At 57.8% G+C, this 15,009-nt stretch carries 13 protein-coding genes; 6 read left to right on the forward strand and 7 right to left on the reverse strand.

What is annotated here, in order from left to right; translation table 11 throughout:
- Positions 1-38: 38 nt before the first annotated feature.
- From DFR46_RS08440 to DFR46_RS08450, 3 genes are all read right to left on the reverse strand, one after another.
- Positions 39-311, reverse strand: coding sequence for a hypothetical protein (locus tag DFR46_RS08440; protein ID WP_116236046.1), 273 nt, complete (start codon positions 309-311; stop codon positions 39-41).
- Between the two features lie 40 nt (positions 312-351).
- On the reverse strand, positions 352-660 hold the full coding sequence (locus DFR46_RS08445; RefSeq protein ID WP_147297648.1) for a hypothetical protein: 309 nt from the start codon (positions 658-660) through the stop codon (positions 352-354).
- A gap of 97 nt (positions 661-757) precedes the next feature.
- Positions 758-1,030: a metal-sensitive transcriptional regulator gene (locus DFR46_RS08450; protein ID WP_116236048.1), complete on the reverse strand. Its 273-nt coding sequence runs from the start codon at positions 1,028-1,030 to the stop codon at positions 758-760.
- A gap of 157 nt (positions 1,031-1,187) precedes the next feature.
- Here DFR46_RS08450 and DFR46_RS08455 point away from each other — a divergent pair, with 157 nt between their 5' ends.
- The 6 genes from DFR46_RS08455 to DFR46_RS08480 all read left to right on the forward strand — a co-directional run bounded on the left by DFR46_RS08455 (position 1,188) and on the right by DFR46_RS08480 (position 7,756).
- The gene (locus DFR46_RS08455; RefSeq protein WP_116236049.1) at positions 1,188-1,631 is read left to right on the forward strand and encodes a hypothetical protein; all 444 of its coding nucleotides are present in this window, start codon (positions 1,188-1,190) and stop codon (positions 1,629-1,631) included.
- 136 nt (positions 1,632-1,767) lie between these two features.
- A complete protein-coding gene (locus DFR46_RS08460; RefSeq protein ID WP_116236050.1) occupies positions 1,768-2,025 on the forward strand; it encodes a DUF5676 family membrane protein in 258 nt (85 codons plus the stop codon).
- A 101-nt stretch (positions 2,026-2,126) separates the two neighbouring features.
- Positions 2,127-4,451: a heavy metal translocating P-type ATPase gene (locus DFR46_RS08465; RefSeq protein ID WP_116236051.1), complete on the forward strand. Its 2,325-nt coding sequence runs from the start codon at positions 2,127-2,129 to the stop codon at positions 4,449-4,451.
- A gap of 6 nt (positions 4,452-4,457) precedes the next feature.
- Positions 4,458-5,132 carry a class I SAM-dependent methyltransferase gene (locus DFR46_RS08470; protein ID WP_116236052.1) on the forward strand — a complete coding sequence of 225 codons (675 nt, stop codon included), beginning with the start codon at positions 4,458-4,460 and terminating at the stop codon, positions 5,130-5,132.
- A gap of 36 nt (positions 5,133-5,168) precedes the next feature.
- Complete coding sequence (locus DFR46_RS08475) at positions 5,169-6,500, forward strand: APC family permease (protein ID WP_116236053.1); 1,332 nt, start codon at positions 5,169-5,171, stop codon at positions 6,498-6,500.
- Between the two features lie 155 nt (positions 6,501-6,655).
- Positions 6,656-7,756: a hypothetical protein gene (locus tag DFR46_RS08480; RefSeq protein WP_147297649.1), complete on the forward strand. Its 1,101-nt coding sequence runs from the start codon at positions 6,656-6,658 to the stop codon at positions 7,754-7,756.
- Between the two features lie 124 nt (positions 7,757-7,880).
- Here DFR46_RS08480 and DFR46_RS08485 read toward each other — a convergent pair whose 3' ends face one another.
- The 4 genes from DFR46_RS08485 to DFR46_RS08500 form a co-directional block, all read right to left on the reverse strand.
- Positions 7,881-8,387 (reverse strand): YybH family protein, encoded by a 507-nt coding sequence (locus tag DFR46_RS08485; RefSeq protein ID WP_245953759.1) that lies wholly within the window; start codon positions 8,385-8,387, stop codon positions 7,881-7,883.
- A gap of 67 nt (positions 8,388-8,454) precedes the next feature.
- Positions 8,455-11,637, reverse strand: a complete 3,183-nt coding sequence (locus DFR46_RS08490) for an efflux RND transporter permease subunit (protein WP_116236056.1) — start codon at positions 11,635-11,637, stop codon at positions 8,455-8,457.
- On the reverse strand, positions 11,634-13,145 hold the full coding sequence (locus DFR46_RS08495; protein WP_116236057.1) for an efflux RND transporter periplasmic adaptor subunit: 1,512 nt from the start codon (positions 13,143-13,145) through the stop codon (positions 11,634-11,636). The genes DFR46_RS08490 and DFR46_RS08495 overlap by 4 nt, the downstream gene beginning before the upstream one ends.
- Positions 13,142-14,317: a TolC family protein gene (locus DFR46_RS08500; protein WP_162843435.1), complete on the reverse strand. Its 1,176-nt coding sequence runs from the start codon at positions 14,315-14,317 to the stop codon at positions 13,142-13,144. The genes DFR46_RS08495 and DFR46_RS08500 overlap by 4 nt, the downstream gene beginning before the upstream one ends.
- Positions 14,318-15,009: the final 692 nt, after the last annotated feature.

A 15,009-nucleotide genomic window follows, 5' to 3' on the forward strand; every position in this document is an offset into this window, starting at 1 on the left:
TGAAAGGCGAGGCGGCGAACGGCCGCCTCCGCCGCTCCCTATTCGCTGCCTGCCGGGTCATCCGAATGAGAGCTATGATCCTCATCATCGCTCTCATTCGCATCATCACCATGGTTCATGTGATGATCGCCGTCGCAATCGGCCATTTCATGGCCCATCGCTTGGTGACGTTCCCGGCATGCGTCGCGTTCTTCGGTCGTGCCATCGCAGCACACCATATGGTCATGGCTTTCGCCATGGGCCTCGTGATTGTCGAACGCGGCGGCGGGGGCTGCGATCGCCAATGCGATCGCGGTTGCCAAATATTTCATGGCTATTCTCCTGTGGAATTCGAATGAAGTGTCGAAATTCTCAGGAGGTTCGGGGAGGGGGTAGCTCGAAATCGGGGGACTGTTCGTGCGGCGTCGCGACGATGCTCTGACCAGGCGTTTCAATCGTCCGCGTCAGCTCAATAATGAGTGCGGGCAGACATACAGCGACACCCGTGCAAGCGGCGATGCAATCCGCAGCGCTCTCGAATGGGTTTTGGTTGTCACCGTCCATCTGTGAAACGCAATGCGCCATCGTGACCATTTGGGTCGGCTCATGGTCCATCGTCATTGAATGCGCTTCTGCCATACCTACCATGCCAAGCGGCGAGATGGTGACGGCGATCGCCATGATGATGCCAACAATTCGGGATCGTACGGGACGTCCGAACTTATCCAAGAAACGGCCTAGCGAGAATATTGTTGTGGCTGAAGGGTAGCGCTTCATGTCAGCGGCCCACTTTTCCGAACAAGTTAATGAGTTCGTCGAACTTCTGGCGTTGTTCGGCGGAGTCACCATTTTGCACGGCGTCTTCGATGCAGTGCGCTGCATGAATCGACAGTATTTTCGCCTTTGCCGAACGCAGCGCCGCTTCCATCGCTGTCATCTGGTTGATGATGTCGATGCAATAGCGGCCTTCCTCCATCATTTTGGCAATACCGCGCGCCTGCCCCTCAATACGGCGCATCCGAGCTATTTCCTTGGAGAACTTTTCGTTCATCGTTTCTCGTCTATCCATTTACTAACGCCAGCATACCCTTGACGGGTATGGTAATCAAGTTAAATCGGTCTACGAAATTGGCAAACTTGATTCCCTAGCCATGCGGCCTGACTTCTCACCCCGAAACAAGCGCAAATATGTAGAAAGAAGAAGATCGATGCTCATCAAAGCCCCCGAATTCCGTATTGCCCTGTTCGGGTCGCTCGCCGCCTTTTTGTGGGAAATGTGGCAGATGCCCTTTTACGACCAAAGCGGCATGACATTCATGGATATGGTGAAAGGGTGTTCGCTGGGATCGCTGGGCGATGCCGGAATCATGGTCTTTGCCTACCGCATTGCGGCTTGGCTTGCCAGATCGCGACTCTGGCTCATAACGTTGCCTCCGCGCGCCATATTTGCCTACGTCGCCACCGGCCTCGCCGTCACTATCATTGTTGAACATGTTGCGATCAACTTCGATTTTGGCTGGCGGTATAGCGGCCTCATGCCGCTTGACCCACTATTCGGAACAGGGCTGGTTCCGATTGCAATGTGGGTAGTCGTTCCGCTTGCGGCATTATGGTTGGCGCGGATGCCAGGGCCTGCCCTTTCCGAAGAATGACAGTAGCCCGATAGTCTGAATCGGGTTTTGCAGTAAAAGATACAGCGACGTTTTTCCTTGCATATACCCCCTATAGGTATTATATGGCGCGAGTTGCGTTGTCATACCGCACGCGATTGATAAACAGGAGGATGACATGAAAATAATTACAGTTGGAAATACCTTGTCGCTGTTTCTTGCGATCACGTTCGCACTCTGCGTGGCCTGGGGACTAGTTGCTCCGGAAAATCTGCATATGCATCAGGCTTGGCAAAACCTTCTGCCAGGATTTACGTGGATTTCCCTTCATTCGTTCCTGATCGGCCTTCTCGGCGCGTATCTCTATGGCTGGTACGCGGCTTTGATCATCGTTCCGCTTCATCGGTTCTTCAACCGGGGCGCAGAGAGCGCTTAGGCCCCATGCCCGGCTGACGGCCGCCTACCGCCAACCGGGCCCTTTTCAAATTAGTATACCGTGCTAGGGTATATAGAGCTTGCAGTTTTCGAGGATGTCAGATGAGCGATTGTTGTAGCAGTACCGATGCCAAGGCAACCGATCCCGTTTGCGGGATGACCGTTGAGCCGGACAAGACGGATCATCATGCGCAGCATGAGGGCGATGAGTTTCATTTCTGCTCGGCAGGGTGCCATGACAAGTTTGTCGCGGATCCGGAACTGTATCTTTCGAAAGAGTCCGGAGGCGGGGTGGACGATGTGCCCGCGGGCACAATCTACACGTGCCCGATGCACCCGGAGATCCGGCAAGTCGGTCCGGGCTCGTGCCCGATCTGCGGCATGGCGCTGGAGCCGGAAGAGGTTTCGCTCGATACCGGCCCTGATCCCGAATATCTAGATATGCGCCGCCGCTTCTGGGTGAGCGCAATCTTCACGATACCTCTGTTCATCTACGCAATGGGCGACCTCATTCCCGGACAGCCTTTCGCGGATCTGATTGAGCCGGTCTGGGCGCAATGGGTGCAGCTGATTATCGCGACGCCGGTCGTCCTGTGGGGCGCCTGGCCGTTCTTCGTGCGCGGTGTCCAGTCGGTGCGTACGATGAACCTCAATATGTTCACGCTGATCGGTCTGGGCGTGTTCGTCGCCTATGCCTTCAGTGTCATCGCGACAATAGCCCCCCATATCTTCCCGCCTGCCTTTCACGATGCAGACGGCCGAGTCGGCGTCTATTTCGAAGCGGCGGCGGTTATCACGACACTAGTGTTGCTGGGTCAGGTTCTCGAACTGAAAGCGCGGGGCCAGACCTCTAGCGCGCTCAGGGCACTTCTTGAACTAGCACCGCCAGTCGCGACCCGGATCGCCGAAGACGGTTCGGAATCCGAAATATCGCTGGAAGAGGTCAAGGCTGGCGATCACCTGCGCGTCCGGCCCGGCGAGAAAATCCCGGTCGATGGTGTTGTCCTATCGGGCGCGAGCACGGTCGACGAAGCGATGGTCACCGGCGAACCGATCCCGGTTCGCAAGGAAGAGGGCGGCGAGGTCACCGGCGGCACCGTCAACCAGACCGGGGCTTTCGTGATGGAGGCGCAACGGGTCGGCAAGGACACGCTGCTCGCCAAGATCGTGCGGATGGTGGCCGAAGCGCAACGCAGCCGCGCACCGATTCAACGGCTCGCGGATACCGTCGCCGGCTGGTTCGTGCCTGTCGTTGTCGGCATCTCAGTCGTGACCTTCATCATCTGGTCGATTTGGGGCCCTAGCCCCGCCATGGCCTATGCGCTTGTCAACGCCATCGCCGTGCTGATCATCGCCTGCCCGTGCGCACTGGGCCTCGCCACCCCGATGTCGATCATGGTCGGGACGGGCAAGGGGGCGCAGAACGGGATCCTCATCAAAAACGCCGAGGCGCTCGAAACCTTCGAGAAGGTCGATACCGTGGTCGTCGACAAGACCGGCACTTTGACCGAAGGCAAGCCCAAGCTGGTGGCTGTCGAAACAACCGACGGGTTCGAGAAAAGCGCACTTCTCAGAATGATCGCCTCGATCGAACGCGCGAGCGAGCATCCGCTGGCGGGCGCTATCGTCGAGGGCGCGGAAGAGCAGGGACTGCATCTTGCCGATACGCTGGATTTTGAATCCATGACCGGTGCCGGTGTCCAGGCCTTAGTCGACGGTCGGATCATCGCCATCGGCAATGAAAAGATGATGGAGCGCGTAGGCGCAGCAGATCCAGCGCTTATCAAGCGCGCAGATGAGGGCCGCGCTCTCGGGAGAACCGTGATGTTCGCTGCCGTTGACGGGAAGGCTGCGGGGATCGTCGCCGTTGCCGATCCGATCAAAGAGACGAGCGCCTACGCGATCGCTAAGCTCCACGAAAGCGGCATTCGCGTCGTTATGCTGACCGGCGATAGCGAGGGCACCGCCAATGCTGTCGCCCGCCAGGTCGGGATAGATGAGGTCCGCGCCAATGTTTCACCGGAAGACAAGAACCGGATCGTCAAGGAATTGCGCGCCGAGGGCCGGGTCGTCGCCATGGCCGGCGATGGCATCAACGATGCGCCCGCGCTCGCCGAGGCCGATATCGGCGTGGCGATGGGCACCGGCACCGATGTCGCGATGGAAAGTGCTGGCATCACGCTGGTGAAAGGCGACTTGTCAGGGATCGCCAAAGCTCGGCGGTTGAGCAGCATAACGATGCGCAACATCCGTCAGAACTTGTTCTTCGCCTTTGTTTATAACGCGCTCGGCGTGCCGCTGGCTGCTGGCATCCTCTATCCGGTCTTTGGACTACTCCTGAGTCCGATGATCGCCGCCGCAGCCATGAGCCTCAGCTCGGTCTCGGTGATCGGCAATGCGCTGCGTCTACGCCGTGCAAGACTGTGATCGTCGATGACGGATAAATCATACACGCCGCCACTCGGCCATGATGCGCTGACCCCGCTATACGATCTGGCGATCCGCGGCCTGACGCGCGAAAATGTTTGGCGATCCGCATTAGTCCGGCAGGTTGCGCCTTCGCCTTATGACCGGATTCTCGACGTCGGATGCGGCACGGGAACGCTAGCACTGGCGCTCAAGCGCGCGGCACCGGAAGCCGACATAATCGGTGTTGATCCCGATTCTCGTGCACTGACGAAAGCCAGGGACAAAGCTAAGTCAGCGGGACAAGCTATCGCCTTTGTACACGGATTCCTGGGCGATGCGGGACTCCCAGATGGATGGAAACCGACGAAGATCGTGTCGAGTCTGATGTTCCATCAGGTGCCGTTGCCCGCCAAGGGCGACATTCTTTCGACCATGCGGGAAATGCTCGATATCGGCGGCGAAATTCATATCGCCGATTATGGTTTGCAGCGCGATTTTCTAATGCGGAGTTTGTTTCGCATGACGGTACAGCTGCTCGACGGTATCAAGGATACCCAGCCCAATGCCGATGGGGTTTTGTCCCGCATCATGGATGAGGTCGGACTAGAGGCGGTGGAAACGCAGGTCTTTCAAACCGCTACCGGATCGATTTCTCTATTCCGCGCTACTCCGAATTGGAAAACTCAAAAAGACATCTAAGTTGGTAATCCGACGTCGCCCAGACAAAGGAAAACAGTGGATACTCCATACAACAAAGACAGCCTGACATTGCTCGGCACAGTCGCAATGGGGACTGGTGTCATGATCGGTGCGGGGATATTCGCACTGACCGGGCAAGTAGCCGAGCTCGCTGGCGCACTCTTTCCGCTCGCCTTTTTGTTGGCCGCGATCATCTGCGGTTTTAGCGCCTACACTTACATCAAGGTCTCGAACAAATATCCATCGGCGGGCGGGATCGCGATGATCCTCAAGAAAGCCTATGGTGAAACTACCGTCACCGGCGCGGCAGCGCTTCTGATGGCCTTTTCGATGATCATCAGCGAGAGTCTGGTGGCAAGAACCTTTGCGGCCTACACGCTCCAGCTCTTCGATGTGGGCAAAGATACGCTGCTGGTTCCGATTTTGGCCGTCGGACTGATCATTGCCGCATTTCTGGTCAACATCGCCGGCAATAAGGTCATCGGTACCGTTTCGAAGGTCACGGCGGTCATCAAGATCGGCGGTATACTGATTTTCGCGCTCGTCGCGCTCTGGGCTGCGGGGTTCAGTTTTCAAGCTGCCGAGTCCGCGAGCGCAGCTGCCGATGGTTCGGCAACCGGATTTCTCGCGGCGGTGGCACTCGCAATCCTCGCCTATAAGGGATTCACGACGATCACGAATAGCGGCGGCGAAGTCGTCGATCCGCAGAAGAATGTTGGACGGGCGATCATGATCTCGCTTGCCATCTGTCTCGTCGTATACATTCTGGTCGCTCTCGCCGTCAGCTCGACGCTCACGATCGACGAAATCGTCACGGCCCGCGATTACTCCCTTGCCGAAGCCGCCAGACCGGCGATCGGGCAATATGGTCTATGGTTCACGGTCGCCATCGCGATCATCGCGACGGCATCCGGCGTCCTGGCCAGCATCTTCGCGGTGTCGCGCATGCTCGCCATGCTCACCGATATGAAGCTGATCCCGCACAGTCATTTCGGTATGCCGGGTAATATTCAAAAGCATACACTTGTCTACACGGTCGTCGCAGCCGGACTGCTCGCAGCCTTTTTCGACCTCAGCCGGATCGCGGCCATGGGAGCGATATTCTATCTCATCATGGACATTATCATTCACTGGGGGGTCTATCGAAATCTCCATGAAGACGTGAACGCCAACCGGGCGGTTCTGCTTACGGCAATCCTGCTCGATCTGGTCGTGCTCAGTGCGTTTCTAATCATGAAAGTGGCGAGTGATCCTATGATCATCGCGATCTCGCTGGGCGGCATTGTCCTCATATTCGGTTTCGAGAAACTCTATCTGCGCCCCATCCGCGACCGGGAACGGCAGGGCGCGCACGATGCCCATGCCTGATCCCAATCCGATCCGCAGGGCGGTGCGGCTATCATCTTGGCGATCGTGAGCGCCGAATCCGACCGTGCTTAACCGCCGCCCGTTAACAAAATCGTTACCAAAAGTTTACGTTTTCCATTTAGTTGTGCGGTGCTGCAAATTGTCGGGATGTGATTGTGAACGGGAGAGACAATAGAACGATTGGTGGTCCGCCACTGACCGGTTTTGCCATAACGTTGGTCCTGGTGGGATTGGCGTGGGCGATATTGACGCTTTACGAATTCATCGCGCTCGATCTCTACCCGGTTCGTGAAGAGCCAGCCCTATTCACCCCATATTTTCTCGCTAGATCCGTTTTTGCAATAATCGTCTCAATTGCGTTGATCGGGACGCTCTATCGCTTCGCAGTCCCCTACTCATCCTTGAAAACCAGCCAACTGGACTCGACGGCCAAAAGGATCGCGGTCTGGACGATGATTCTTGGATTTGGCTTCGCAGCCTTACTTCTCGCCAGTCCTGCGATCCTCATGGAAATCACGCAGGAAGACACTTTAATAGAATGGGCTTCGGCGCTACTTCTTATCGTAGGGAGCGGCTGTTTCGTCGCGGAAACTCTCCGTCGGATCCAAAGTGGACCGGGCAGAGACTGGATTGCTAAGTTCGAACTCGCAATTGCCGTTGGCATGGCGCTTGTGTTGTTCCTGATCGCAATGGAGGAGATTTCCTGGGCCCAACGCCTGTTCGAGTTCGATACACCCGAAGAGATCGAGCAAATGAACTGGCAAGGCGAATTCAATTTCCACAACTTGCAAACCGACCTGTCTGAAACTGTTTATTATACGGGTGTAGGCTTTTTCCTCCTGGTCTTGCCGCTGGTTCGGGAGACTGTATTTCGCGGACCGGAGTGGTTTGATCGCCTGCTCGCTTTTGCGCCAAGCCGTAGCGTGGCTGCGATCAGTGCGCCGGTAGCGATGGTGTATTACGGGCACTGGAATCTTATTCCAATCCAGGTGACGACGTTCTGCGCGCTTCTCGCGATGCTGATCTATGCGAGAGCGGCAAAGAAGAGGCATGACCGCCGGGAATTTTCGCTGTTTCTCTTTCTCGCTGCCGGTATTGTCTTCACGCAGGGAACATTCCTAACGTATGGTGGGCGGATGCTGGAAGTCGGCAACGCCAGTGAGTTTACAGAGCTGTTTATCACGATCGGCTTATGCTGGTACGGGATCGATCGCTTCAAATCCCAGTGCGGTCTTGTAGACGAACCGCCGCTGTAACGTTTGGGTGGGGCTCACGATCAGCTACGCTCGCCGTTGCTAGCCGTTTTGAATTGATCGGTCGGGATTCCCATTCTGCTATTTCCCTAGTCGGCGGATGGACGACGAACTCGAATATCGTGGATCAGTTTAAGGGCCGAGATGAATTGTGCATCACGGCGATGCGCCATTCACCATCGTCCTGGACTAGCGCGCTGGTTGCCACGCCCTGTCTCTCAACCGGTTCACGGCCCTCAATCTCGATGCGATAATTGTACGTCTCTGAAGCAAGCGCCACCGAGCCTTCAAATTGGACGTCAACTTCGTAGTCGGAGAAGGTGAAAGATTCGAAATGACCAAGTTCGGGGCCGATATGGTGCGCGAGATAATCTGAATAGCTGCCCTCATATTTCCCTGTTTCGAAAATTCGCGAATTTTGGGTAAACAGAGATTGCGTGTCGCTTACGTCCAGAGATTCAAGCGCATCCTTATATGTGCTCAAAACGAGTTCAACTTCCGCTGCCGGTCTTGTCTCTTCCTGAAAAGTGATTCCCCATGCAGCCGATGCCGTAATGGCGATGGCTGCCGGAATGGCGATCAGTCTATTGCTTGTCATAATTAATATTCCTCTCGTTACTCCGTCATAGTCCATTTCCCGCCAGCCCAATAATCATGCTTCAATTTTACAAATCATACTGTGTTGCCAACGGGAACCGTCACTAACTGATCTCGGATCCAGCCAGTAAGTCGCCCTGCGGTTGCGGCTCATCTGAATCTTGGCTGGAGAACCCTCGAACCCCAAGCAACTTGTAAATCGCAGGGAGCACAAATAGCGATAGCAATGGTGCTGTGATCATGCCTCCGATCATCGGTGCGGCGAGGCGCTGCATCACTTCGGAACCAGTGCCGGTGCTGATGAGCAGCGGGAAAAGTCCCGCGAGGATGACCGCTACAGTCATCGCTTTGGGACGAACGCGCAACGCTGCACCCAGCACAAGAGCTTCGTCCAAGTCTTCGATCTTTGCGAAGCGCTTCTCTTCGATGCGTTCCTCGATCGCGCGATCGAGATAGACGAGCATGACAACACCGAATTCCGCAGAAAGGCCCGCCAGCGCAATAAACCCTACCACTGTCGCCACCGAAATCGCGTGACCCAAAAGATAGATCAGCCATATCCCGCCAATCACCGCGAAGGGCAGGCTGAGCAAGATGATCAGAGGCTGGCGCGCGCGCCCGAAGGCGAGAAAAAGGAGCAGGAAGATGATCCCGATTGTTGCCGGGACGACCCATTTGAGGCGTTCGCCCGCTCTCTGCGCATATTCGAACTGTCCCGACCAGGAAATCGAATAGCCGGGCGGTAGGTCGATCGCGCCTGCAACCGCCTCACGCGCCTCGTTCACATAGCCGACGATATCGCGATCGCGGACATCGACGTATACCCAGACGGAAGGCCGAGCATTTTCGCTTTTGATCATCGCCGGCCCGCTAACGATGTCGATGCTGGCGACCGCGGACAGCGGAACGATCGCACCGTTAGGCGCGATGATCGGCAAGCGGCCCAGCGCCTGCGTGCTGTTGCGCATCTCGCGCGGAAACCGGACGTTGATAGGAAAACGGGCGAGGCCGTCAATCTGTTCACCGACCGGTGTGCCGCCGACCGCGGTGGCCGCCGTGCGCTGTATCTCGGCTACCGAAAGCCCGTAACGGGCCGCGGCCATGCGATCCACATCGATATCGATATAACGGCCTCCGCCGATGCGGTCCGATACGGCCGAAGCCGTCCCAGCGATGGATCCGACTGCTTCGGCTACTTCGCTACCCAGCCTGTCGAGGGTATCGAGATCCGGACCCGATATTTTTACACCCACCGGGCTTTTGATGCCGGTCGCTAGCATGTCGATCCGGTTACGGATCGGCTGGACCCAGACATTGGCGAGCCCGGGAATTTGCAGCCGTGAATCCAGCTCCTCAATGATTGTGTCGATTGTCATGCCCGGTCGCCATTCTTCACGCGGACGCAGCTGGATTGTCGTCTCGAACATTTCGAGCGGTGCGGGGTCGGTCGCCGTATCCGCGCGTCCGGCCTTGCCGAAGACCGTTTCGACTTCAGGCACACTCATGATCAGCCGATCCGTAATCTGCAGCAGTTCGGAGGCGCGCGCGGCCGAGAGTCCCGGCAGCGCGGTGGGCATATAGAGTAAATCCCCCTCCTCCATCGGCGGCATGAATTCGCCGCCAAGCCGGGTCGCCGGAACAATCGTGACGGCCAGCGCGACTACCGCGATAAGAAGCGTCAGCTTGGGCCAGCGCAAAACCCATTTGAGACCGGGTCGGTACGCGGCGATCAGAAAGCGGTTTACGGGGTTTTGCTGTTCAGATCTGATCCGTCCCTTAATGAGCAGTATCATCAGAACCGGGACGAGCGTTATAGATAGACCCGCCGCTGCCGCCATCGCATAGGTCTTGGTCAACGCAAGCGGGCGGAATAGCCGCCCTTCCTGTGCTTCGAGTGTGAAGACGGGAAGGAAGGATAGCGTGATGATCATCAGCGAAAAGAATAACGCCGGCCCGACCTCGACCGCAGCCTCGGTGAGAATCTGGCGCCGCCGCTCTTCGCTGATGGAGCCTTCGTCGTTACGGGCATGCTCGAGTTTCTTATGAGCGTTTTCGATCATCACGATGGCCGCGTCGACCATTGCGCCGATTGCGATCGCGATGCCGCCGAGGGACATGATGTTGGCATTCACGCCCTGCAGATACATGACGATAAATGCAGTAAGCACGCCGATTGGCAGCATCAGGATCGCCACCAGAGAAGACCGGAAATGCAGGAGAAAAAGCCCGACAACCAGCGCGACGACGATGAATTCTTCGGCAAGCTTTTCCCAGAGATTGTCTACTGCACGCTCGATAAGCGCCGAGCGGTCATAGACCGTCACGACCTCGACGCCGGGCGGCAGGCCGTCGCGCAATTCTTCGAGCCGCTCTTTGACCTCCTCAATCACCGACAACGTATCTGCGCCTTGCCGGACGACAATAACCCCGCCGACGACTTCTCCCTCACCGTTCAACTCGGCAATACCGCGGCGGAAATCGGGGGCGAGTTGGACGCGCGCTACATCGCCCACCGTCACCGGCGTACCGCCGCCGCTCACCGTCAATGGGATGTTGCGAAAATGATCAAGCGTTTCGAGATAGCCGCCAACGCGGACCATGAATTCCGCCCCGGCCTGTTCGATGACGGAACCGCCGCTTTCCTGATTGGCCTCGCTAATCGCATCGATCACCTGACCGACCGAGACACGGTAGATTTGCAGCCGCTCAGGATCGACCTGTACCTGATAGGAGCGGACCATGCCGCCGACGCTCGCCACCTCGGCGACGCCCTCCACCTCCTGCAGCTGAAACCGCAGATACCAGTCCTGAAGCTCACGCAACTGCCCGAGATCATGCTGTCCCGTGCGATCGACGAGCGCATATTGATAGGCCCAGCCGACTCCGGTCGCGTCGGGGCCAAGCGTCGGCGTTACACCGGCGGGAAGCTGATCGGTCGCCTGACTCAGATATTCGAGCGTGCGCGACCGCGCCCAATAGAGATCCGTACCATCCTCGAAGATGACCGTGACATAGCTGTCGCCGAAAAAGGAGAACCCCCGCACATCCTTGACCTGCGGTGCTGACAACATCGTCGTCGCGAGCGGATAAGTCACTTGTGCCTCAACGATGTCAGGCGCCTGACCCGCATAGGGTGTCCGGATGATGACTTGCACGTCGGACAAGTCAGGAATTGCGTCAAGCGGCGTTCGCATCACCGCATAGGTGCCGGCGATCGCCAGGAAAGCTGCGCCGAACAACACCAACAACCGATTGGCTGCGGACCAGCGGATGATTCCCTCGATCATTGCGTTGTCGCCCGGTCGATTTGTTCGATGATGTACCGATCACCTTCCTGTCTCCGCCGGAAGCGGAATTGCACTCGGTCACCGGTGCTCAACCCCCGCAGTTGTCGCGGCTCGCGGATACTGAAAGTCATCGTCATCGGCGGCCAATTCATAGCCGGAACAGGGCCGTGCTGGATCGACACCGTATCCTGCGGCGTGTTGATCGCCCGGATCCGGCCGGTGGCGGACGCCATTTCGGGATTGGGCGCAGACTCAGCTGAAGTCGCCGAAAGACGCTCGATAATGCCCGAAAGCGAAGCCTCGGAATCGATCAGAAACTGGCCGGACGTCACCACTTCGTCGCCCGCCTCGACGCCCTCGAGGATTTGCGTCCATTCCCCCGCTTCGCGGCCAGTCCGCACTTCGACCGGAATGAAGCCGCTATCGCGCTCGACGATCACGACTTTGCGGCGGCCGGTATCGATGACCGCTTCGCTCGGTACGACGAGCGCCATGCCGCCGGTGCCCTGGATTGTGATATTGGCGAACATCCCTTGGAGCAGACGCCCGCCGGGATTGGCGAGCGTGATGCGCACCCGCGCTGTCCGCGCTTCGGGATCGAGCGCGGGAAAGACATAGTCGATCACGCCTTCGCGCACATCTTCGGGATAGGCCGGGAAGCGTATTTCGGCAGGAAGGCCTTGGCGAATGTTGCCAAGCGACGCTTCGGGGACTTCGGCGATCACCCATATGCGGGAAAGGTCGGCAATTGTTACGATGGATTGTCCCAGCTGGACCTGCGCCCCCGGCCGCGCACCAATGCGCGTCACGACACCCGATATGGGTGCATGAACCGGATAGGTCCGCTGCGGAGCGCCGCCGCGCTCCAGGAGCCGGATTTGCACGTCCGGCAAACCAAGCAACGTCAGGCGGCCGCGTGCAGCAGCACGCAGGCTTGGCGGAGCGACATCCTGCGGCATCGCCAGCACGGCCCTATACTCATGCTGGGCCGTCAGCAGCTCGGGCGAATAGACACTGGCTATCCTGCTGCCGCGTCGGACCGGTTCGCCTTCGGCGCGGACGGCGAGATATTCGACAAAACCCGCAGTAAGTGTCTGCACTTCGGCGATCAGCCGTTCGTCGATCTCAACTCGTCCGATCGCCGGGACTGTCGGGGCGATATCCCGCATCTGAGCCGCAACCACGCGAATACCGAGATTCTGGATCATCGCCGGCGATACCGTCACGCCGCCCGCGGCTTCGCTGGCGCATCTGGGAAGCAGCTCCATATCCATGAACGGAGACTGGCCCGGCTCGTCGAAGCGCTGGTCAGGTGCCATCGGATCGTACCAGTAGAGAACCTCTTCGCCATCGCATACGGACGGGTCGGACGTCCCTTCGCCACCATTTGTAAACAGCCAATAGCCGAGGATACCGACGCCGAGGGCGGCAACGACTGCGCCGAGGAGGATCAGCAATTTGCGGCGATCGGCCGAGCGGATGTTTGCGAGGATCTGGCTTCTGTTCATGATGGACACTCGTCTGTATAGAAAAAGAGATCAGCGCTCGCTCTCGCGACATTCGCCCGTTGCTCGACCAAATCGAGCGCGATGCGGGTCGTCCGGTCGCTGGCAATAAGCACGCTCTCAAGCGATCCGCCGCCACCTTCGAAACGTGCTTCCTGCGCCTGTTCAGCGGCACGCAAGGCCGGATAGGTTTCTTCGGCCGTAGTACGCAGCCGTGCCTCGGCCGCGTCAAAAAGAGCCATCGCCTGTTCGAGTAATGCTAAAAGTTCGCGGCGCCGGTCCTCGAGCCTAGCGCGAGAGGCGGCAGCAAGTTCACCGGCCTGCGCTACACGCCGGTTTTGAAGCCGCCCTCGGTTGAAGGGTAGGTCAATCGATAACTCTATCCCGAGAAGATCGGACTGCCCCCCTGCCCGGTTGCCGTAAACGACCGACCATCCCCATTCTGGTTGGCGGTCGCCGCGTGCAACATCGGTCGCGCGATCAGCGACACTGTTTCGGCGTTGTGCCAGTTCGATGAGGGGATGACTCTCAATCGATGTTCGCGCTAGCTGGCGATTCTGCAGTCGGCAAACCGGCAAGTGTCCAGAAAGTGGGCGGCTGGCCGCTTCCCCGATCCACCGGGATAGAGCCGCGCGACCTGCTGCTTCCGCTCCAAGAGCATCAGCAATCTGGGCACGAATCGCGGCAATCTCCGCCCTCGCCGAAATAGCATCGGCAGCATTGGAGCGACCAGTCGGGATATTTGCCTCCGCCGCAAAATACCGCGCTTCGCGCTGATCGATAAGGTTCTGCAATACTGCCTGCTGTTCCTGTGCTTCGATAACGGCGGTCCAGGCAATCAGGACTTCGCGTTCAATCTGTCGCAGGAATACCTCACGTTCCGTTTCCGCAGCTGAGGCCTCTGCAAGTAGGCGTGCGGAATCCGCCCGCCGCCGCGCGCCAGGAGTTTGGCGTCGACCAATGCCGACAAACCGCGCCGTGCTGCGCTCAGCATTGAAGCTAAAGGCATCTCCGTTTGTCACTGGGAAATTACGGACGCCGCCAAAGAGCTGGAAATCAGGCAACTGTTCAGCGGCCACTGCGGCTTCCTCAAAGGCACGCGCCGTCCTGTCGAAGGCGGAAAGTCCCGGTTGGTTTTCGCGCGATAGACGCAGCGCTTCGTCCAGACTGAGCATATTGAACTCTTGCGCCGGTAGCGGGCTAGCGAAAGCCGCCATCGCAAAGAGAGCTGTAAGCAATTGAGAGTATTGTTTCATGTGTCGGATATTCCATTCACGCCAATTCAACGGACATTGCTCGACGAGATAGGTGATCGCCCCACGGCAATCGCCCTCGCGTTCAATTTCCAGAAATTGAAGGTGCATTGACCGTGGCAACGGTCGAGCAAATTTTAGAGTGAATGGTGCCGTGGAGGAGGATCGACAACTCTCGGATCAATCGACGCGAACGGCAGAACGTCCGCAACGGATGTGATCTCTAACGTCAGATGGATTTCTCGTGCACCAATCTCGCCGAGCAGTGTCGCTGCAGTAGGGCACGCAATTCTGCAATCGAGCGTGCAGCAATTCATTGTATCGCGACTGTCATCCATATCCGCCGACATTTCCGGCATCGAACATCCGAGCGCAGACGCGGCAAAGGAAGGGCCGGACGCACCGAACAATGCAATCGCAACTAGAATAGAGAGAAAATATCTCTTCATAGCAGGACACTGATCGTGGCAAGATAGGCTGTCAAGGCGATGCCTGTTGAGCCACGGATGTCGCCAGCACGGAATATCTTTTCTCTAGTCGGCTTTGGGTGGCTAGCTGTCCTTCACTACTCAAAAGTCGAATACCAAATTTCAGGTGGTTTTGAAATCCCATCA

It is taken from the genome of Parasphingopyxis lamellibrachiae (genome assembly GCF_003385775.1).
In the GTDB taxonomy this organism is placed as follows: domain Bacteria; phylum Pseudomonadota; class Alphaproteobacteria; order Sphingomonadales; family Sphingomonadaceae; genus Parasphingopyxis; species Parasphingopyxis lamellibrachiae.

What these genes read in the sequence shown, in the direction of transcription:
- DFR46_RS08440 (WP_116236046.1), bottom strand. Translation starts at nt 311, where the DNA reads ATGAAATATTTGGCAACCGCGATCGCATTGGCGATCGCAGCCCCCGCC.
- DFR46_RS08445 (WP_147297648.1), bottom strand. Translation starts at nt 660, where the DNA reads ATGGCGATCGCCGTCACCATCTCGCCGCTTGGCATGGTAGGTATGGCA.
- DFR46_RS08450 (WP_116236048.1), bottom strand. Translation starts at nt 1,030, where the DNA reads ATGAACGAAAAGTTCTCCAAGGAAATAGCTCGGATGCGCCGTATTGAG.
- DFR46_RS08455 (WP_116236049.1), top strand. Translation starts at nt 1,188, where the DNA reads ATGCTCATCAAAGCCCCCGAATTCCGTATTGCCCTGTTCGGGTCGCTC.
- DFR46_RS08460 (WP_116236050.1), top strand. Translation starts at nt 1,768, where the DNA reads ATGAAAATAATTACAGTTGGAAATACCTTGTCGCTGTTTCTTGCGATC.
- DFR46_RS08465 (WP_116236051.1), top strand. Translation starts at nt 2,127, where the DNA reads ATGAGCGATTGTTGTAGCAGTACCGATGCCAAGGCAACCGATCCCGTT.
- DFR46_RS08470 (WP_116236052.1), top strand. Translation starts at nt 4,458, where the DNA reads ATGACGGATAAATCATACACGCCGCCACTCGGCCATGATGCGCTGACC.
- DFR46_RS08485 (WP_245953759.1), bottom strand. Translation starts at nt 8,387, where the DNA reads ATGGACTATGACGGAGTAACGAGAGGAATATTAATTATGACAAGCAAT.
- DFR46_RS08490 (WP_116236056.1), bottom strand. Translation starts at nt 11,637, where the DNA reads ATGATCGAGGGAATCATCCGCTGGTCCGCAGCCAATCGGTTGTTGGTG.
- DFR46_RS08495 (WP_116236057.1), bottom strand. Translation starts at nt 13,145, where the DNA reads ATGAACAGAAGCCAGATCCTCGCAAACATCCGCTCGGCCGATCGCCGC.
- DFR46_RS08500 (WP_162843435.1), bottom strand. Translation starts at nt 14,317, where the DNA reads ATGCTCAGTCTGGACGAAGCGCTGCGTCTATCGCGCGAAAACCAACCG.